This window comes from Bacillus cereus group sp. N31 (assembly GCF_016483245.1).
Classification (GTDB): domain Bacteria; phylum Bacillota; class Bacilli; order Bacillales; family Bacillaceae_G; genus Bacillus_A; species Bacillus_A toyonensis.
Genome location: NZ_JAEHCH010000046.1, coordinates 1 through 19,428, shown reverse-complemented (window position 1 = coordinate 19,428; position 19,428 = coordinate 1). Strand labels below are relative to the sequence as shown.

Sequence of the window (19,428 nt, the reverse complement as noted above, 5' to 3'; positions counted from 1 at the left end):
GTCTCGTGGGCTCGGAGATGTGTATAAGAGACAGTATTTATTTTATATTTATTAGAACTAAGTTCAGTTCGTTTGCTAGATTAATTGTTTTTTTAGTTAATTGTATCTTTTGTAAGGCATTTATATAAACCTTGGAGAAGTTTTCTATATGAGTTGAATGAATTCCTTTAAGATATTCTTAGGAATTAAAGTTAGAATTAATAGTTTAAATTATAATCTTCTTAAGAGAATTTGAAGTTTTCGAGGACGTATAAAATCCGCTAACAGACAAACGTTATCGAAGTGTTAATTTGGTGTTTAATAATACATAAACGCTATACGTTATTATGGCGTTCATCCCTTTAATAACAACGTTTGTAAGGTTTTTTTTAACGAATAACAAAGTTGTTTTAAAAATAAAATAGTTGTTTAAAAACAGGCTATAAAATCGGATTTTTACAGCCTGTTTCTTGTATATATATAGCTAGAATAAAGCATGTTTGGATTTCAATTTATACTCTATCTCTATAAACATCCATTACCCTAAACGTTTGACAAATTAGCAATAAGTTTGGAGCAAAAGTAAGTCCATACAGGCTTAATTCCTAAGTGGAAAATTCGACACGCTCACTATACCAATAATTATAGCTCAAATCACCTGTACCCTCAGATTTGGAAAAATCACTTGTTACTTTATTCATTTTTTAAAAATCAATCTCTGTATATTTAATAATTGCTAATCGAGTATTGTCTCCAGTCAATACAATAGCGTACTGACCAAACTTTTGAATTTCTTCTCCTTCAAGCCCGTAAACACAATGTGCAGCGTATGTTCCTGTTTGGATTCCCTTAACAACTAAACTTCTTAATGCATCTCTCATTTCCTTGGAACCATCTCTAAACACCCATACATCTGGAACACTTATGTTTAACTCATTTTCTCTCGCGTACATATGCCAACATTCTTCTATCTTATTAACTGATATTAGTCCCTCATTCCTATAATCTCTCAATATGTTAGAAGAACATGTAAGCCATTAAATATATTAATTTAGGATGTTATGCTTTCTCTGATCCATTTATATAATGTGAGTTCACAGTTTACATAATAACATTCGGCATGACCCTCTAGATTTAGTGTAATAACTGATAGTCCGCTTAAGTTATAGTGTTCAAAAGTAATAATAAAAGCATTAATTAGAGCGAGTAATTTGTATATGAACCAACCCAATTATTTAAGTTAGAATTCATTTTTTAGTAAATAAAGTAGTTAGTTGGATCTGAAAGTTCAATACTTCCAAGAGGATGTGATGTTTTAGAGAATGTAACTAAACCGCCTAAGGCGTAAACGTTATCAAAGTGTTATTTTAGTGTTTAAGAATACGCAAACGCCATCCGTTTTTGTAGCGACTATCCCTTTCATATCAACGTTTATGAGGTAGAGGGATGCGACTTGTACTAAGATTGCTTAGAGATAATGATAAAAGATTTGCTGGTAAAGCTGGAAGTTGAGGATCAAGAAAGCTTTGTTTGTGAAATTTAGGGACGCGTTATTTTAAATTTGTAGTTTCATTTAAAATAAGCTAGCATTCTATATTTGTAATAAAGAAACGTAATTTAAGTATTCAATATATAATTTCATTACAACAAGATTAAAATGAATACATAATGAACGCTTGTGAAGTGGTAAATTAACGTTCCAATGATCATGAACGCATAGCGTTCATGATCCGTTAAACCCATTATTTTATGGGGTTAGGGCATTCTTACTTAAGTTCTATAATATAAAAATATCAAGAAGTTAGGGCGTTACAGTGTCTAACCGAGCTTGCCGAAAAACTGATGGAATTTTGAAAATAACGATCTATACATTGATATTAATTAATACCGAGGATTTTTGGGATTCATAGGTAAGGCCAAAGAAATATATAAATACTTCTAAATGTTGAAATGGTGGAAGTACCTTCAACGCAATAAAATTGAAAGTAATACTCTAAATTTTATACAAAATTAAATTTGAGTTGAGGAATAACTATATAGAATTGAAGTATATAAAAACTAAAATTCATCGTGAACGCTATGCGTTTATGGTGCGTTAATCCCTTGATATTAAAAGGATTGAGATGACTTTGATATGTTTGAATTAAGAAAAGTAATTAAGAAAAGGTTGAGAAAAAGACAGGGTTTTTTGGCTTTTTCAACTAATAATATTATAATTGAAATTAAGTGATTTTCTCTTTATTATACTTAGGCGATATGTATGAACTTTTAATGAGTATTAGTTAGATGTATATTAGTAAATATACGTTTTACTTTTGAAATTAAATAGGTATTAAAGACAGACATAAGAGGAATTCTTTTTAATGATGTATGTTTAGCCTTGTGAAGGTGATTTGAAGAATAAAAAAAAGCGGTAATTACCGCTTTTTTTTATTTGGGAAATGTGTTTAAAAGAAAATCGCCCAATTATTTTCGATTGAACAAACGTTGAATGAACGTTTGTTTACTGTTATCTTGTTGTTCTTGGCGATCTTCATTTAACAATTGAATGGCTTTATCCAGTTTTTCCTGTAGTAACTGGATTTGTGAATCTTTTTCTTCCTTTTCTGAGCGTTCTTGTAATAATAAATTAATAATATCTTGGTTTTGTTGTACAATTTTTTCTTGCTGGTTAAACATATAGGAAAACTTATCTTGAATTATTGAAATATCTGTTTGTGAACGTTTCTGAAGTGTTACTTCAGTTTCGTTTTCTTCCTGAACACCATCCGTTTTCGTGGCGTTTTCTTCGATTGTTTCCATGCTTCGTGTAGCGGCCTCTTCTAATTTCCAGTTTTGATTTAGGTATTCCTTCATTTGTTTTAAAATATCTATATCATTTTCATAATAAATTCGTTGGTTACGTTCATTTCTTTCAAATATGTATTCCATTTTTTCTAGTTCAATTGACCATCTACGAAGTGTATTAGTGTTTATATCCAGTTGCTTTGCTACTTCTTGTGCAAAATATCCATATTCCAAACTTCACACCTCCATTATTTGTGTGTTAGATATTCTTTCTTTACTAGAAGGATCATTCCTCTAATAATAAAAATCTTTATTGGGCCACTCAGTAAGAAGCTTTACTACCTTTAAAATGTTTTCAGTGCAGTTACTTGTGTGCTAGATTAGTCTATGTATCTAGTATTAATGTTAATTAAATTATAAAGGTTATCCGTTTTGATAACGTTCACCTTTGGAAGTAAAAAGATATTTAGTAGACAATACAATAACTAAAGAATTACTTGAAATTTTATTATTAAAAGTTTGTTTCCAATATAAGAATTTTACTAGATATATGTGCAAGAATCAAAGTTTTCATTAATAGAATTAGTATCTAGTTAATATTCTTTTAATTCTAAATATAAGGAAAGTTAATAGGGATGTATTGAACGCTATGCGTTTAAATAGCGTTTTACTAGTAAATAATAATACTCAATTTGAAATAGGGATACTTCTAATGAAATTTTTGTTCCTCAAAATGACTTATGAGGTGTTTTAAATTTTTACATAATCTACAAAGTATTAGAGGTATTTAATCCTAAAAAAAATAATGCTACTAGGTTATATTTAATAGTTTACGTTTTTTAGTATGGTCGATCTTTTTAAAGTGCATTCAATAGCTAGTGATATTCTTTAGAAGTGGGGGAGGAAGGGGGAGGCATATAGATTCCATTTGAAATGAATAGAATTTTATCAGATTTTAGGGAAGCTGATTACAGGCATCTACATAATCATTTATATATTTTGCAAGTTGAATCGGATTCCCTAAAATTAGACAAAAGAGAAAGAATTCCAGAATGCTATATTAAATAAATCTTGTTTTAAAAAGTAAAACCATTAATAACATTAGAATAAATAATGATGCTTTTAAACTTACTCTAGCAAGCTATTCAGCATTTTCTCTTAGTAAATTTCAAGTTTAATTTGATAGTTAAAGAAGAGTTAACTATAAATATATTATGGTTAACTGTATACGTAGATTGCCTGGAACTTCAAAATACAAATCCTATAAGATGATTTGTATTTTGAAGTTTCTTGTGTCAAAAAATAGCAAGTTTATGACTGTTTATAAGAGGATATGACAAATAGCCTTGCTATGGTTGATTTTTTTAAGCAAGGCTACAGACTAGTATGATTTTTTAAATTTAATTACTCTCTTTTAAAAAATTATAGAAAACAAATTCTCTTTTTTTATTTAAACCATGCAGTGATTTCTTTTCTAGTGCGTTTTGATTTCTTCGTTCCCAGTTTTGTTTAGATTTTTGCCCAAACATTTTTATAAAATGTGCAGGATTGCTATTTTGAGCTTCATTGTATTGGAACCATTGCACACATTCTTCAAAATCCCATCTAGCATAGCGGTCGATATAATGTGGCATCCTTAAAGCAATTGTATATGCATCTTTTTCACTAAGATGATTTAGTTCTTGGCTTAAAATGTAGTAATAAGCTTTTCTCTGATCCTCACTTAGATAGTCATCTAAATCTTGTAATCTGTTATGCTTTTCTTTTAATTCACAATCCTTATCTGATTTTTCTTGTTTATTTATGTCGAAAACATCTAAAGAATTAGACGAGACTTGTATATCATTCTTTAGATTTTCAGGATTGGCTACAAAATTTTTCTTAAAGAGTTTTTCACGTAGAAATTTAGTGAAAGTAGAGCACACATCAATTGCTAAAGCCCATTTTATCTTAAAATATTCAATGATTTTTAAATAGTTGTTATGTATGGTTAATATGTAAATTGAAGGGGCGATTTTACCATGTCTTCGCACTTTAATTTGTTGGCATACACCCAGATCTTGCAGCCATGTTAACACGTAGTTAATGACTGGTTTTGAAATGCCTGATTTTTTGCTAATGTGTTCTTGCCTAACTTGACTATAGCCTTCTTGTACTAAATAAGATAAAACAGTCTCTAAAGCTTCATATTTTCTTTTGGTAAGATAATCTTTAGTGGTAACACCCTCATATTCTAGGACAATATTGTCAATGTAAGTAGTAACTTTTTTTATTGAATGATTAATAGCCCCGGTTTTCTTTGATAGGTGACTGATGTGAGGACTTAGTTCGGCTTTCGCTCGACTAAGTAAAAAGTTGTGCAATAACACAGAAAAACCCTCCTAAATTTCCCACCACAAATAAATAGGAAAACAGGGGTTTTATATTCACAATGTATGCACCTTATGGTATAATTTTAATATCAAGTATGATACTAAAGAAAAACACATACATTTGTAGTGTGAATCTAAAACCCTATCCAGAGGAGTTTTTAATTAGTTCGAAGTTTGCCGACCTAGACTAATTAAAAACCGTGCGGTGGGGTTTTATTTTTTTTATATGAATTTAATATAAGTAGTTTATAATGCATTTGTAACTATTTTACACAGATTTTTTGGGGATATCAACTAAGAATAGGTTAAAAGTTAGAACAATAGCGCAATTAATTGACTGAAAATTAAGTTAATTATATAGAAATATAGAAAAATTTATAATGGAACGAAAGTTTCACCGATTTCTGTTAAGATATATTTACAGAATATTCTATATGTGTAAATCTTCCTATACATTAGCATTTCAAGGGGATGTGAGAGTATACCATGATATTAGATAGAATTCATAAAGACTTAAATGATAAAGGTATTACCAATAGGCAGCTTGCAGCAATATTTGATACTAGCCATTCTAAAATAAATGATTCATTTACTAAGAAAAGAGAGTTTGACTTTTATATTTTTACTGAAATATTGAATATGTTATATCCACATGATTATAATTTTAGAAAAACGGAAGTACTGAAATATTGTGAAGAAGCAAAACGTAAAGTGAATTTAAGAATTGCTTTTGAATATTTGGACATGTGTGGAGAACTAGATTTATTACAATATTTAATTGATAAGGAAAAAGAATCTAACAATAAACTGAATCGTAAATTTGCAAATGCTTATGAATTACTTCATTTACGAAATGCTGGGAACATGAATACACAAACTTTTTTAAAAACAGTGAAAAAGAAAATGGAACAGAGAAAGAGTACAGATGATATTAGCAGAATCCCAATGGATTTTTCACTAATTTACGCTTTTTTTGATCATCGAAATTATAATTTAGTAAGTGAATATACAAATGATTTATTATCACAAATTAAAAAAATGAAAAATCCATTTTTACGTTCTTCTTATGAATTACGTACCATGGAATTGCTTGCGACAAGTTTTCATAGGAATAACGAGCTAGAAAAGGCAAGGGAATTATGTAATAAAATGATAGCTAAACAAGGTAGAGTCGCCTTAATACCCAAAGCAACAGCATATTGTATCATGGGTGAGACATATATATTAAGCGATTATGAATTATCCAAGTACTACTTGGATAAAGGATTGCAACTTATGGTAGCCCCAAATAACAAAAAGATGTTCAAGAAAAAACAAATGATACAAACTACTCTAGATTTTCTTAACATACATTTTGAAAAGGATCTAGATGATATGAAACCAAAAAACCCGGCAGAACTTGCATATTTGTATGTCAAAAAAGGGATGAATCAACAAGCAGATAATCTTATTGAAGAAATCAAAAGGGAAAATGGTTTCGTGACACCGTTACAAGTATTCATTCAGGCTCTTGCAAGAGAAGATATGATTTTAATGAGGGATGCATTATTAGCATTTGAGAGAAATAACGACTTGTTCTATGCAGAACTTCCTAAAAATGTACTAAAATTGAAGTAGGGGTGGTACAAGTGAAAAATTGGACAAAGAAAACTTATTTGCTAATTACAATAACAGCATTAACAATGCTCCCACTGCAAGGGAGTATTGCTAAAGTTATTCAATATATGATGGTAGATCCTGGTGGCGGCGCTGGGTGATAGGCTTGTTAAAAGATGACACTACAAAACATTGTAGTGTCATTTGTTATTTAAGGAGTGGAACATTTTTTAATAATTTGTAATGTTTCGTTCCACTAATGCAAAAAAATAGGAATTTATAAAATAAAATCTATCTTATAGGAGAGTGCCAATTTAATGAAAAAGAAAAATATATGTAAACAAGTTGATTATAATTTCTTGGTATCAGTGTTGTCACAAACAAGTGATTATGTTGGACTACATAGTAAATTAAAAACGTATATACAAAAAAATAAAAGTTCAAAGCCTATCCTAAGAAAGAGAGCAAATTAAAAAAAGAGGGAATTTATTTTTTATTTTTTTTAACTTTGTACCCAAGGAATTCTATGTATTCTAATAATCCTTTTTCTATCTCTAGACGTTCATCTTGGGAGATTGAATTAAGGTCTTCATATAATTCTTTTGCCAATCTACTTATTTCATTTTTATTAGAATCATTGTCATTTCCAACTAAATAGTCAACTGAAACACCAAAAAAGCGTGAGATTTTTACTAGCATTTCATAATTTGGCTCTGCCCCTGAATTTTCCCAATTGGAAATTGTTGTTTGTGCAATCCCTAATGCTTTTCCAAGAGCAGTAGCGCTTATGTTTTTTTTATTTCTTAATTCTCTTAATCTTTGTCCAAACATGATTTCCAGCTCCTTCTAACATTTTCTGTGTTATTTTTTATAAAATATAACTTAAATAGTGTTGATTTTAGGCTTAAAGACGAATAAACTATAAATAAGGTGGTGAGATATTTGACAGTTCTACGAGAAATTCGTGAGTCAAAGGGTTATACAATTATAGAAGTTTCAAAAGGTTCAAAAATTCCTGCAAGCACTTTATACGATGTAGAATCAGGCAGAAAAGGTTTGATTTTTAGCAGAGCAAAAAGTATTGCGGCTTTTTTTGAAGAACCAATTGAGAAACTTTTTTTTGCAACTTACTTTCGGGCAAAGTTGAAATAAACTATTTTCCCCCAAAATACTTATACAGTTATATTGTAAATGAACCTTGTAGAAAAGGTACAATTTTATTGTTATTTTTTAAGTTTTTAAATCTGAAATTTCTGATTTATAGTATTTCAACGTACATGTAAAAAATCGTATTAAATGAATATTAATTTAGCAGAAACCCATTCTTGTGAAATTAAAGAAGCTGGTCAAATTTTAACCACAAAAACTAGGAATACCACAACCAAAAGTAACCGAACAACTCTTTACTCCACACATGAAGCAACCACAACAAACACCAAAGAAAATTGAAATTTATCTTCCAACAACAGGCGGAAAAGCCGAAAATCCTTACTTAAAATGGATCAGTCTTGAATGTGTTGTACTTGGCTTAATTGGAGCCGTATTTGCAGTTAGAATCCGTACGAAAGCTCAATCGTGATATAAAAGAATATGAACCTCATTTTAGTGATGTAGCTGAAAATCCGTTAGGCCTCGTTATTGGATGTCGGAATGCATGTTTACTCGTCATCCCCATTTGGACAGTTATTTTTTGGATAGAGAGCAAGATATAAGAAACCGAGAGGGAGATGAGATGTCAGAAATCTACGTCGGTAAAATAAAAAATTTAGGGAAACTTGGGGAAGCCGTGATGCGGTGCAAGAATGCTTGGCTTTCTAAAGAACTTATACAAGGTATTTCAATCGCTCAAACTGTAATCAAGCTGAAAGAACGGTATGATTTCTGGATAGAATCCGCTACGAACTTACTAGCAGGAATTATTTTGTACTTAAATCAACGACATGGAGATTTCTATTATTTAGATTTAGAAAAGGTTAGGGAATTTGTACAACAAGCAAAAGAAAAAGATCCCTATCTTTTGGAATTAAGTGAGTTATTGAAGAAAGATCATCCGGCCTATCAAATGTTTAGCGTATTAGCCTTATCAGCAAAAGAAACAAGGCAAGGCACAATCAGTACAATTTTACGAATTTTAGATGAGCAGCAAGAACAATATGAAAAATTAGAGAAACAGAGAGAGTATCTTGGGTTTCAGTACTAGTTATTAGTGGAAAATGAAATAGGAAGGAGTGCAACGTATGTTAGGTGTAGCTAAGAAGTATACAAAGTTGATTAGAGTGTTGAAAGAGCTGAATGAAAGGGAAAAGGTCGCAGGCGTGATAAAAGCTCGTTTTGGGGCGTATAAATCAGTCATAGAAGGTGTGAAAGAAACAACTGATGATTTTATTTTCATTTTTGATCCGAAAGGCATCTTTTATGAAGATACCCATCACGAAAAACGAAAACAAGGATATCACACCATCAAACATGATTTACTAACTGGTTATGAAACGCTTGAAATGGATGTAAAGCAAAAATCGGTTGTGTATATCAGTATCGAAACGGAAACAAGTACGTATCAAGAGAGAGGAGAAGCATTATCAAATTTTCTTCAATATCTAACAGAATGCAAGAATATAAGACCGATTCACCTGGTATTTCATCAATATGATTTGTACCCGATCCCTCATATGGAGCAGTTTTTAAAAGAAAGCGCAACATACCACATTCAGCATTCAATCGTAGTTGAATCTCAATCCGCATTACAGTACATATACGGAAAAGAGGCAGCACAACGCATCATAACCTCGTATAACACAACAATCCTAGCATGATATGAAGCACTCGTTCACTATTTCATCCTATCTAGATGGCTAGAAAACTAGACGAGGGAGACGTTTTTTTCTCCCTTCTCTATCAAAAATAGGAGGCATTCATATGGGAAAAGAAAAAAGACTCACATTTTATGATATTGCGGCATCACAAGCTCATAGTGTTAAAACTTTTGATGGAAAAACATATGAACTGAAAGGCACCATCGCAATTGAAAATAGCACAGGAAGCATCGAAAAGGTGGCTCAAATTTATTATCAAGTACGCTCGGTTAGAGATGAACATCAAAACTTAATTGCTAAACGGAAAAATAAACATGCGGAATTAGTAGCTGTCAAACAAAAGTGTAAATAAAAAAAGCGATTTTGAAGTGTGCTGAGAACATAGCACAAAGTAAGTTGTTCTTTGACAATTTAGATATATATTGTGTATCTCTTCCTTTCAGTAATGATGTAGAAAGGTGAAATATACAATATATATGCGTGCCTCCCCTCAAAAGGTCACTAGAGGGGTTAGGTATACGATTATCGTTGGGTGAGTAAGAACGTAAAACTCATCTGTGACCAATGGAAAATACATTGTATCAAAAATCTGTTTGCGCTAGTGATCGTGAGGAATATCCCATTTTGACATTCTGAAGAAGCGATGAACCATACAAACAGTAGATACATAAGGTTCTACGTTCATGCCAAAATACGTAGTGCAGTATTGGGCCTATAGAAGCTAGGTCGGGGTTAGTTTCTATACGCATGCCAATACAGGGTTCGTCATTCCAGCCATAAATGATATTTCCATTTTCTATCCCACTTTCCTTTAAATGTTATAAAATAAAGACAGATGTTGAAGTTTAAAAGTGTCTCATCACACTTCAAAATCGCTTATTAAAATATGACATAGGGAGGAACATGCATGAGTCGTAAAGGGTGGATCATTTCCGCTGTTGTTGGACTGTTAATTGCAATTGGTATTGGTTCAACATTTGTCTTTAGTTCGGGAAAAGGGGAAGTAATGGGACTTAGTCCGTTAGAAATGAAGAAGTTCATGAGTGAAGATGGCACAGGTTTTGTTATGCTAACATCTAACATGAGACATAGTGAAGAGTGGATCTTCCTTGTAAAAAAAATAGCTGAAAAAGAAAAGATTGAAGTAAAAGGTTTAGATGAAAATCGTGACGATATTCCAAGTACAAGTAACCCCCATGATTGGGGATTATCGCAAAGAAGGGATACTCTTGCATATTATGAAAAAGGTAAGGTGAAAAAAGAGATTAAATTTACAATTGATAAACTTTCGGAACTTGAAAAAGATGTTACCTATTTTGTTCAAAATTGCAAAGAGCAATATCAGAAGTAATCACATAATCATTGAAAGGTGGTGATATAGTGGCAATTACACAGAGGGAATTAAAAAAAGAAAAAGATATGGTAGCAAACCTATTAAGAGCCAATGGTCAGGATTATAACCATTGGCTTCATTTACATCATCAGAAATACATTGAAGAAAATCAAGATTTAGTAATGAAAGCTTTACAAGCTTATAAAGCAACATCAACAGAAGTAAAGGAAGACAGCAAGGCGAATGAGTCAAGTCAGCTTAGTAACGTATAAGCATCTAAAAATGAAAAGGGAGTGAATGTATATGTTGGAAACAATAGCTCAAATGTTAGTGTTAGGTGATGCGATGGATGGTCTAATTAATACGGGGAACTCATTTATTACATGGATGCAAAGAGGAGCAATGGTGAGTACAGCAATTGTATTTTGCTGGGGCGCTTATCTATTAATTTGGGGCGGTGAACGAGGAAGACATAAATGTATTTGGTGGTTTATTGGTGGGGCAGCCGGACTTGTTATCGTAATGGGATGCCAATACTTAGCAGAGAGTGTAAATAGCAATGTGAAATTTGGTCAAATCTTATTCCCGTTTTTCTGGATGAAATAGTGAAAAAATATAATTAAGGCAATGAGGAGGCTATGCAAAGGGTATGGCTTTTTTTGTTGCCTTTTTTTATTAGAATTTGAATTTTATAGAAAAAGAGAGGGGTTTTGATGTCTTTAATTATTAATTTTGATAAGGATCACTATTTTACATTTATCAAAAAAACATGTGAAGAGTTTGAAGTGCCTAAAGATTTATATTTGAATTGGATGGAGAAAATGAATGGCGATAAAATTGTAGTTAGCCCAACATTCGGTCAGAATGGATTCCCTTTTCGTCTCCAAAAATATGAAGAGGGGAGTTTAGAAACAAGCGTTATCGCCATTCAATTTAATACATTCAATTTTCATGATCTTACTATCTTATGGGAATATCGAAAATTTGGATATCCAGAAGGTAAACTTTATGCGATCGAAGGAAAACGAAAATATTTAAATAAAGATGAATTAGCGTTTTACATTAGTCAAGGATACAAATGGACTGAAAAACTCAATCCACCAATAGCTATAAACTTTTCGCTTGCGAAGAAAGGTATATTTTATTCATCATATAAAGATTTTAAATAAAGTTTGATTTGGAAAGTTGTATATTTGAGTGTATTTAATACAATTTGAATTTGATACAAAAAGGAGGCTGGATTATGGGATTTATCGTACAGTCCTTTAAAGAGTTTTATAGTAATCCAGTAGGATTCTACATGATCGTGGCACTGATAGCTATGTTAGCATTTACTGTTTGTTATTTTATTTTCATGTGTATGGTGTCAACTGAGCGAGCTTTTGATTTTTTAGGCAGGTTGTTAAGAGACCTTTTACCATTAGCGTTTTTATTTGCTGTCTTCCTTGTATTAGGTTCTTTTTTGTACTATGCATTTTGAGATTAATCGAAATGAAAGTAAATATAAATCAAATGGAAGAAAGGAGAAGCCATGTTTGTCATTTTTAAGAGTAGCAATGGAACAGAAATTGAGTCGGGTAAGCAATATTCGTTTCATGAAGCTTATATCTTAACGAAGCGATTAGAACGAGTTTATAGAGAGGCAGGGCGGCAAGAACATATTGATTTTGATTTGTTAGATGGACATTCCAATGAAATTTATAACGGTACGTTATCACTTGGTTCGAGATATGCAGATCATATTTTTGATCACATTTCTAAAAAAATGAATGTGATGCAATTAGATCCGGAACAAGAGGAACAAAAGAAGGAACTGTTAGAAACATTAGAAAGAGAAATCAATGATTCTCCTTTTCATGAAGAATATGAATATCGAGAAGAATCACCAGAAAGGAAGGAAGAACCCTCTTATAGTCCATCGGATGAAATAAAAACACAAATAAAGCCTGGAAAGGAAAATAGAAAAGGATTCAAGATTATTGCGAGTGTCATAGGAAGTATGGTGTTAATTGGAGCTGGAGCCATATCTGCCTTTAAGTTATTCTCTTCCGAACCAGTTTCGAGTGCAAATGCTGGCTCTGAACAATATGTTGTAAAAGGATTACAACAGGCAGCCATTCAACAGTATGGAGAAGCCGTTAAATACTTCGATAAGGTCAATTACACAGAATTAGATAAAGATAGCCAGAAGGCAGTTCTATTTACTTATTTATTAAATGGAAAGGCGAATAAGGCATTACAATATGAGCCGAAATTTGCAGAAAGTGTGGTTGCTTATTTTATCGGAATAGACAATATGAATAAAATCAATGAAATTGATGTCAAAAATGATGTAATCGACTTTGAAAAAGCAGCACTTAATAAGAAATATGAGGAGGTAATTAAGCTTAAAGGGAAAGTCAATATGGACGGTAGACGTGAAAAACTCATTGTTGAAGCTTTTGTAAATCTAAAAAAATATGAAGATTGTTATTCTTTTGCCAAAACGCAAGGAAATAAAAATGTAATGAAAGAGGTCAAAGAATTAGAAAAACGAGATATTCAACAATCTACGGTAAATGAAGAAGAAAAGAAAGCTAAGATTGAAAAAATTGATAAAGATCTGCAGAACATCTAAGGGGGAGAGAATAACATGCCTTTAAATTATGAGAATCTGTATAAAAAAATGGGGATTGTTTTTCTTGGTGGTTCATTGATATTAAGTACGACAGGTTGCAGTTGGTTTGGAAGTAAGGAATCATCAAAAAGTAAATCAGCTATTACAAAAAAAGTAGATAAGAATAAGCCGGATGAAAAGAAAGAAGATCTGAACAAACAAGATTTCGAAGCAATTACAGAAAATGCAATTCAAAGTAAGGATAATGAAGTTGCTTATGTTCTCGAAGAACTGGATAAATCGAAAATTAATTTTAAAGAGAAATCTATTGTAAGTAATCTTCAAAATGGGGATGAAACGACTTCCCGTGTTCTAGCACTCTTTGATAAAGAAACGAAAGATAAATCAATTCAGGATACAGCAAAGGATAATGTGATTGCAGCTATTACGGATAATAAGCCACAAGTCACCGTGAATGGAGATCACTTTGCATTCGGTGATCAAAATATTGATTCTTCGGTAGCGAGTATAGGAGATATTCTTCCACCAGAGAAGAGACCAGATGCAATTGTAACCCCAACAATTATAACGGAGGGTGAGAATGGTAATACGGAAAATAAAGGGACAGAAAAACCAAAGCCGCCTATAGAGCCGGAAAAACCAACAAATCCAGAGAAACCGACAGAACCGGATAATCATACAGATTCTTATAAACCTACAGAACATTATATTACTACAGAAAATTAAAAAACAACAGAACCTTTTAAATCAACAGATCCAGAAAAGCCAACAGATCCAGAGAAACCGACAGATCCAGAGAAACCGACAGATCCAGAGAAACCAACAGAACCAGAAAAACCAACAGAACAAGAAAAACCAACAGATCCAGAAAATCCAACAGAACCGGAAAAACCAACAAATCCAGAGAAGCCAACAGAACCGGAAAAACCAACAAATCAAGAAAAGCCAGTGCTGAAACAAAATGAAAAGATGGTAGCAAGTAAATAAAGAGAAAACAACTGATATTGCCAAAAAGGTACTCATAAAAAGAGTACCTTTTTAATTTGAAGCTAGATTGAACAGAGGTGATACTTTGATATGTATAGTGAAAAGATATCAATCAAATATAAATTGGCTGAAAAAGAAGTACTCATTCCATTGAGTGCTTTTTTGTTTGTTGGAATGTTTTTGATCGCTAATTTTTTACTCAACTTATCTTTAGAGCTGATAGAAACAACATTTAGTGATTTATTACATCCTAAACCATTCCATATGGAGGTAGGATTTTTTTTTCAGATGCCAATTGCAGAACATCCAATTTACTACATGCTTGTTTTCCTTGTAGTGATTGGAACTATAGCGAGAACAGTGTACAAATTGAAATCTTCCTTTAAAAACTTAAATAATCATCAGAAAGGATCTAGTCGTTTTACAACAGTTGAAGAGCTGAAAAAGCAGTATCGAGCTGTACCGGATCGAGAGGAATCATTTAAAGGTGGCGGTGGTGTTGTTATTTCACGATTAGGTGACAAGGTATTTATTGATGATAGTCCGGTAAACAATTTAATCATTGGTACAACACGCTCTGGTAAAGGGGAAACCTTTGTATTTCCTACAATTGATGTCTATTCTAGAGCGGAACATAAACCATCTTTAATTTTTAACGATCCAAAGGGGGAATTGTTCAGCGCATCGAAAGAAACGCTGGAAGAACGAGGGTATCACATTGAAGTTTTGAATTTATCAACCCCACTTGATTCTATGAGTTATAACTTATTGCAGCTAGTCAAAGATGCCTATAAAGAGGGAGATTATTCAACAGCCCAAGCGTTATGTAAAACACTTTCTCACACTTTATATTACAACCCAACTGTAAAAGATCCTTTTTGGCAACAGTGCGCTATGAGCTTGTGTAACGCCATGATATTAGCCGTTACAGATAAATGCATTGCGGAAGGTACAGAAGAAAAAATCACAATGTATACAGTTGCAAATATGTTATCAGAACTTGGTTCAAAAGAGATAATCGTAGATCCGAAAGCAGATCCACAAAATGCATTGGATTTTTACTTTGAAGGATTACCAGCCAATAGTGTTGCAAAAATGCAATATGCAACCTCAAACTTCTCGAAAGGAACGACACGAGGCGGGATTTTTACCCAAACCATGAACGGACTTTCTATTTTTACATTTGATGAAATCGCTAAAATGACAGCAAAAAATAGTGTGGATTTAAAACGTGTCGGTTTTGGAAAAACAATAAAAGGAAAAGTGGCACCTAGAAAACGAGTAGAAATTGTATTTCCAGATGGCTCAAAGGAGTCAATTAAAGCAGATATTAAAGGACGTTTTGCATTAGATTTCAAGAAAGCAATAAAAGTTGGGGATACCATTCAATGTAATGAAAAGGACAATAAGAAAAAGAAAGTATCTATTTTCATTACGAAAATAGATGAAAAGACGGGTCATACAGAATTTAAAGTAGTAGAAGAAAATGAAGATATACAAGTAATAAAAGTGGATTATTTCGATAAACCAATTGCTATTTTTATGATTACACCTGATTATGATACTTCAAATCATGTGATTGCTTCTATTTTCGTAAGACAGCTCTACTTCATATTAGCTAAGGGTGCATCAATTGCGAGAGGTAACAAGTGTCATCGAGAAGTAGTTTTTTTACTTGATGAATTTGGCAACATGCCGAGTATTGAAGGAATGGCGAATATTATTACGGTTTGTCTTGGTAGAAATGTTCGTTTTAACCTTGTTATCCAGGACTATACACAATTGAAAAATAAGTATGGAGATGATGCAGGTACCATTGATGGCAACTGTGGGAATACAATCTACATTTTAACAAACGATCAAGAAACAGCAGGAAAAGTGTCAAAAAAGCTTGGGAATCAGACAATTAACCTACCTTCCCGAAGTGGAAAAGGTCTTTCTACTGATAAAAATAAAACGGAAGGTCTAGATCAACGCCCATTGTTAACATCAAATGAACTTATGAATTTTAAAGAAGGAGAAAGTGCCGTTATTCGTGTTATAAAACGTCAGGATAATAACAGAAAACGGATCAGACCTCGCCCAATTTATAATACGGGAGAAACAGCCTTAAAATACAGATGGGAGTACTTAGGCGTAGAATTCGATACAGATAAATCTATTTTAGATATAGATATTGATTCCCTACATGATGACGTAAATCCAAATTCACTCATTGTAGATTTTTTAGGAGAAAGAAAGGAAAAACCATCAGAGCCGGAACAGGAAGATTTACCACCAGTAGAGACACCGCAGCCAATAGAAGAACCAACCATGATGGGAATTGATGAAGAGATTCCCGAAGAGGCGTTTCAACAGGAAAATAGCCCGTTTGATTCCCTCTCCATTGAAAATTGGAAAGAAAAAACGGTTAACGAATTTTTTGAATCTGATTTAGCGGTTTTAAAACTGGTTGATAAGTTCTTTTTAGCGCAGTTAGGCAAATCAATAAATGAAGTTGAAAATCAAGAAATGGGCGAGTTTTACAGTGAATTTCAAATGTTAGCTCACAATGACCACATTGACAAAAGTGTTTATCAAGCAGTCGAAAATAAGATTAATCGAATCTTGCGTGATTTAGAAGAAAAAGAAAAAGTAACAAGTTAGAAAGCACTCAAATAATTGAGTGCTTTTTTGATTCCAAACATAAAGGAGGAAGAGGGAATGTGTGTACCGACAATAACGGATAAAATGCAATTGATTTTAGATAGTTACTCGCCATTTGTAACAGAAGAAAATGAGGTCATTCTTGGTTTAGAAGATGCGGTTCTTTTCCTTTCAGTAGATCGGGAACAAAAGGGGAAATTGATTATTCGTATTGACAGACTGAATGAGAGAGTGAATTGGACAGCAAAAGAAGTATTAGGACAGTAATAAGCATGAGAGGAGGATAAATAGTGAAAGATGAAGAGATTTTAAAGGTCTTAGAAACGTTCTCGGATTATCTTCAAGTAGGAGACATTGTGAATTATGTATTGCGTTGGCTAGGATGGTTTCTAATTGTAGGATTATCTTTAGTTGTAGATGCTTTAGAAGGTGTGACAGATGCCATACTGGGGATTAAAGGATTTTTTAATTCACCAGAAATACAAAATTTTGTTGATATGCTATATCCATTGTTTGTCGTTCTTTTAGCCATATCGTTTTTATATATTGGCTACATGTTCATTATGAACAAACAAATGAACCGTTCTCAAATTATCATCAATATTTTTGTAACACTGAGTGTACTTTGTTTATTAAGTACTGGTATGACAAAGGTTGATAAGTTCACCGATGATGCCATAGCAGTTGTAAAATCAGAACAAAAAGGTTCCTTAAGTGATGAAATTATTAAGAAGAACATAACAGATGTTGCAGTAATAGATCAAAATGGATGGAAAAAGAAAGAAGATTTGAATCCGAAAAATAATATTCCTGAAAAAAATATTAGACAAATAGATATTACAGAAAAAATTGATTCCGATTTCAAATTTACGAAAGACAAGGATTTATCAGATGGTGGTCAAAAAATCCTACAGAATAAAAGGGTGATGGATGCATTAGGAGTTGCATCTTTAGCTGAACTAAAAGATGGATGGTTTGATTTCTTTCCAGAAAAGTATTATCGCTGGCATTGGAATTTTTGGAACATATTCTTTACTTTACTGATAACAGGATTAACTTTGTTATTGGTAAGTATTAAATTAGCTAGATTATGTTATGAATTAGCATTTAACTATTTGTTAGCCAACATATTAGCACCAGCGGATGTTGCGAATGGTCAAAAGTTAAAAGCTGTATTATCTAATATCCTCAACATATTTATAGCAACGATTATGATATTCCTATCTTTGAAGCTATATATAATGGGAACAGCGTTTCTCCATGACAAATTAAATGGTGTACCGTATCTGATTGCATTAGCCGCATTTAGTATGGCAGTTCTAGATGGCCCGGCAGTCGTAGAAAGACTATTTGGAATAGATATTGGTTTAAAGAGTAGTTGGGGCATGTTAGTAGGTGGTTACGCACTTGGTAAAGGAATCGCTGGTCTTGCAAGTTCAAAACCAATGAAGGGTCTAGGAAATATGATTGGAAAAGGAGCGAAAGGTGCAGCGCAAGGAACTGGTGTTGCAGCGGCTAAAACCGCAAGTGCGGCAGCGATGGCAACAGGTGGAATGGCTGGTCTCATAAGTGGCTTGAAAAATGGAAATGAATCTGAAAATAAAGATTCATTGCAAGATCAAATGAAAAAAGCTGGTGAGAAGAAAGCAAGTGGAAATGATGTAGCAAATAAGGAAAAAGATAAAGGTAACTTAAATAAGGAAAAAGATAAAAAGAATGGTGGTACGCCATCTATTCAAGAAGACATGAAAAAAGGGGGAAACGAAAGCCCAGGGATAGCGAATGGGCAAGAATCGGGAACAACAAGTCTTCAAGATGAAATGAAAGAAGCTGGAAAATCAAATGGAGCAAGTGAAGGAAGTCAAACACCAGGAGGCGTAAGACAAGGAGCAAGTGAAGGAGGTCAAACACCAGGAACAGTAAGGCAAGGAGCAAGTGAAGGAGGTCAAACACCAGGAACAGTAAGACAGGGAGCAAGTGAAGGAAGTCAAACGGCAGGACTAGTACCAAGCGGAAGTAGCTTGACACCAATGGAAACAGCAAGACCAGTACCAAGCGGAAGTAGCCCGGGACCAATGGAAACAGCAAGACCAGTATCAAGTGGAAGTAGCGCGGCACCAGTAGAAACGCCAAGACCAGTGCCAAGTGGAGGAAGTCCGGCACCAGTAGAAGCATCAAGATCAGTACCAAGTGGAGGAAGCCCGGGACCAATGGAAACAGTAAGACCAGTATCAAGTGGAAGTAGCCCGGCACCAGTAGAAACGCCAAGATCAGTACCAAGTGGAGGAAGCCCGGCAC

General features: G+C 33.0%; 19 protein-coding genes and 2 pseudogenes. 17 read left to right on the top strand and 4 right to left on the bottom strand.

Annotation, left to right across the window (positions count from 1 at the left end; all coding sequences use genetic code 11):
* Positions 1-491: 491 nt before the first annotated feature.
* The 3 genes and pseudogenes from JDS81_RS28900 to JDS81_RS28890 all read right to left on the bottom strand — a co-directional run bounded on the left by JDS81_RS28900 (position 492) and on the right by JDS81_RS28890 (position 5,135).
* A pseudogene (locus tag JDS81_RS28900) lies at positions 492-965 on the bottom strand (ASCH domain-containing protein).
* Positions 966-2,445: 1,480 nt separating this feature from the next.
* Positions 2,446-3,000 (bottom strand): MerR family transcriptional regulator, encoded by a 555-nt coding sequence (locus JDS81_RS28895; protein ID WP_199688667.1) that lies wholly within the window; start codon positions 2,998-3,000, stop codon positions 2,446-2,448.
* A gap of 1,166 nt (positions 3,001-4,166) precedes the next feature.
* On the bottom strand, positions 4,167-5,135 hold the full coding sequence (locus JDS81_RS28890) for a Replicase RepFR55 (protein WP_098145326.1): 969 nt from the start codon (positions 5,133-5,135) through the stop codon (positions 4,167-4,169).
* A 489-nt stretch (positions 5,136-5,624) separates the two neighbouring features.
* Between JDS81_RS28890 and JDS81_RS28885 the strand changes: the two genes are divergently transcribed.
* Together JDS81_RS28885 and JDS81_RS30805 are read left to right on the top strand one after the other, a co-directional pair.
* Positions 5,625-6,755, top strand: coding sequence for an AimR family lysis-lysogeny pheromone receptor (locus JDS81_RS28885; RefSeq protein ID WP_098145327.1), 1,131 nt, complete (start codon positions 5,625-5,627; stop codon positions 6,753-6,755).
* A gap of 11 nt (positions 6,756-6,766) precedes the next feature.
* Positions 6,767-6,895 (top strand): hypothetical protein, encoded by a 129-nt coding sequence (locus JDS81_RS30805; protein ID WP_255259349.1) that lies wholly within the window; start codon positions 6,767-6,769, stop codon positions 6,893-6,895.
* Positions 6,896-7,220: 325 nt separating this feature from the next.
* Here JDS81_RS30805 and JDS81_RS28880 read toward each other — a convergent pair whose 3' ends face one another.
* Positions 7,221-7,565: a helix-turn-helix domain-containing protein gene (locus JDS81_RS28880; protein ID WP_000467906.1), complete on the bottom strand. Its 345-nt coding sequence runs from the start codon at positions 7,563-7,565 to the stop codon at positions 7,221-7,223.
* 111 nt (positions 7,566-7,676) lie between these two features.
* On the opposite strand from JDS81_RS28880, the gene JDS81_RS28875 reads away from it, so the two are divergent.
* The 15 genes and pseudogenes from JDS81_RS28875 to JDS81_RS30640 form a co-directional block, all read left to right on the top strand.
* Complete coding sequence (locus tag JDS81_RS28875) at positions 7,677-7,886, top strand: helix-turn-helix domain-containing protein (RefSeq protein ID WP_098145328.1); 210 nt, start codon at positions 7,677-7,679, stop codon at positions 7,884-7,886.
* 205 nt (positions 7,887-8,091) lie between these two features.
* Positions 8,092-8,313: pseudogene (locus JDS81_RS28870) on the top strand (SpaA isopeptide-forming pilin-related protein); the annotation flags it as partial.
* Positions 8,314-8,466: 153 nt separating this feature from the next.
* Positions 8,467-8,934, top strand: a complete 468-nt coding sequence (locus JDS81_RS28865) for a type IV secretory system conjugative DNA transfer family protein (protein ID WP_001290356.1) — start codon at positions 8,467-8,469, stop codon at positions 8,932-8,934.
* Between the two features lie 37 nt (positions 8,935-8,971).
* Positions 8,972-9,547 (top strand): DEAD/DEAH box helicase family protein, encoded by a 576-nt coding sequence (locus tag JDS81_RS28860; protein WP_098145330.1) that lies wholly within the window; start codon positions 8,972-8,974, stop codon positions 9,545-9,547.
* A gap of 103 nt (positions 9,548-9,650) precedes the next feature.
* On the top strand, positions 9,651-9,899 hold the full coding sequence (locus JDS81_RS28855; protein ID WP_000514061.1) for a hypothetical protein: 249 nt from the start codon (positions 9,651-9,653) through the stop codon (positions 9,897-9,899).
* 555 nt (positions 9,900-10,454) lie between these two features.
* Positions 10,455-10,898: a hypothetical protein gene (locus JDS81_RS28850; protein ID WP_097953417.1), complete on the top strand. Its 444-nt coding sequence runs from the start codon at positions 10,455-10,457 to the stop codon at positions 10,896-10,898.
* Positions 10,899-10,927: 29 nt separating this feature from the next.
* Entirely contained in the window at positions 10,928-11,152 is a 225-nt protein-coding gene (locus JDS81_RS28845) for a hypothetical protein (protein ID WP_001018798.1), read from the top strand.
* Between the two features lie 25 nt (positions 11,153-11,177).
* Positions 11,178-11,486: a hypothetical protein gene (locus JDS81_RS28840; protein ID WP_033666312.1), complete on the top strand. Its 309-nt coding sequence runs from the start codon at positions 11,178-11,180 to the stop codon at positions 11,484-11,486.
* A 107-nt stretch (positions 11,487-11,593) separates the two neighbouring features.
* Complete coding sequence (locus JDS81_RS28835; RefSeq protein ID WP_098145331.1) at positions 11,594-12,049, top strand: hypothetical protein; 456 nt, start codon at positions 11,594-11,596, stop codon at positions 12,047-12,049.
* A 74-nt stretch (positions 12,050-12,123) separates the two neighbouring features.
* Positions 12,124-12,360, top strand: coding sequence for a hypothetical protein (locus JDS81_RS28830; protein WP_097953419.1), 237 nt, complete (start codon positions 12,124-12,126; stop codon positions 12,358-12,360).
* A gap of 51 nt (positions 12,361-12,411) precedes the next feature.
* Positions 12,412-13,497, top strand: a complete 1,086-nt coding sequence (locus JDS81_RS28825; RefSeq protein WP_199688666.1) for a hypothetical protein — start codon at positions 12,412-12,414, stop codon at positions 13,495-13,497.
* A gap of 15 nt (positions 13,498-13,512) precedes the next feature.
* Positions 13,513-14,223 (top strand): hemagglutinin, encoded by a 711-nt coding sequence (locus tag JDS81_RS28820; RefSeq protein WP_242481417.1) that lies wholly within the window; start codon positions 13,513-13,515, stop codon positions 14,221-14,223.
* 351 nt (positions 14,224-14,574) lie between these two features.
* Positions 14,575-17,130, top strand: coding sequence for a VirD4-like conjugal transfer protein, CD1115 family (locus JDS81_RS28810; RefSeq protein WP_098145836.1), 2,556 nt, complete (start codon positions 14,575-14,577; stop codon positions 17,128-17,130).
* A 57-nt stretch (positions 17,131-17,187) separates the two neighbouring features.
* Positions 17,188-17,397, top strand: a complete 210-nt coding sequence (locus JDS81_RS28805) for a hypothetical protein (RefSeq protein ID WP_000338017.1) — start codon at positions 17,188-17,190, stop codon at positions 17,395-17,397.
* A 23-nt stretch (positions 17,398-17,420) separates the two neighbouring features.
* Positions 17,421-19,428, top strand: a 2,008-nt coding sequence (locus JDS81_RS30640; RefSeq protein WP_199688665.1) for a pLS20_p028 family conjugation system transmembrane protein, incomplete at its 3' end; no start/stop codon positions are given.

Coding starts and splice junctions, on each gene's coding strand:
- JDS81_RS28885 (WP_098145327.1), top strand. CDS start 5,625: ATGATATTAGATAGAATTCATAAAGACTTAAATGATAAAGGTATTACC.
- JDS81_RS28880 (WP_000467906.1), bottom strand. CDS start 7,565: ATGTTTGGACAAAGATTAAGAGAATTAAGAAATAAAAAAAACATAAGC.
- JDS81_RS28865 (WP_001290356.1), top strand. CDS start 8,467: ATGTCAGAAATCTACGTCGGTAAAATAAAAAATTTAGGGAAACTTGGG.
- JDS81_RS28860 (WP_098145330.1), top strand. CDS start 8,972: ATGTTAGGTGTAGCTAAGAAGTATACAAAGTTGATTAGAGTGTTGAAA.
- JDS81_RS28855 (WP_000514061.1), top strand. CDS start 9,651: ATGGGAAAAGAAAAAAGACTCACATTTTATGATATTGCGGCATCACAA.
- JDS81_RS28850 (WP_097953417.1), top strand. CDS start 10,455: ATGAGTCGTAAAGGGTGGATCATTTCCGCTGTTGTTGGACTGTTAATT.
- JDS81_RS28840 (WP_033666312.1), top strand. CDS start 11,178: ATGTATATGTTGGAAACAATAGCTCAAATGTTAGTGTTAGGTGATGCG.
- JDS81_RS28835 (WP_098145331.1), top strand. CDS start 11,594: ATGTCTTTAATTATTAATTTTGATAAGGATCACTATTTTACATTTATC.
- JDS81_RS28830 (WP_097953419.1), top strand. CDS start 12,124: ATGGGATTTATCGTACAGTCCTTTAAAGAGTTTTATAGTAATCCAGTA.
- JDS81_RS28825 (WP_199688666.1), top strand. CDS start 12,412: ATGTTTGTCATTTTTAAGAGTAGCAATGGAACAGAAATTGAGTCGGGT.
- JDS81_RS28820 (WP_242481417.1), top strand. CDS start 13,513: ATGCCTTTAAATTATGAGAATCTGTATAAAAAAATGGGGATTGTTTTT.
- JDS81_RS28810 (WP_098145836.1), top strand. CDS start 14,575: ATGTATAGTGAAAAGATATCAATCAAATATAAATTGGCTGAAAAAGAA.
- JDS81_RS28805 (WP_000338017.1), top strand. CDS start 17,188: ATGTGTGTACCGACAATAACGGATAAAATGCAATTGATTTTAGATAGT.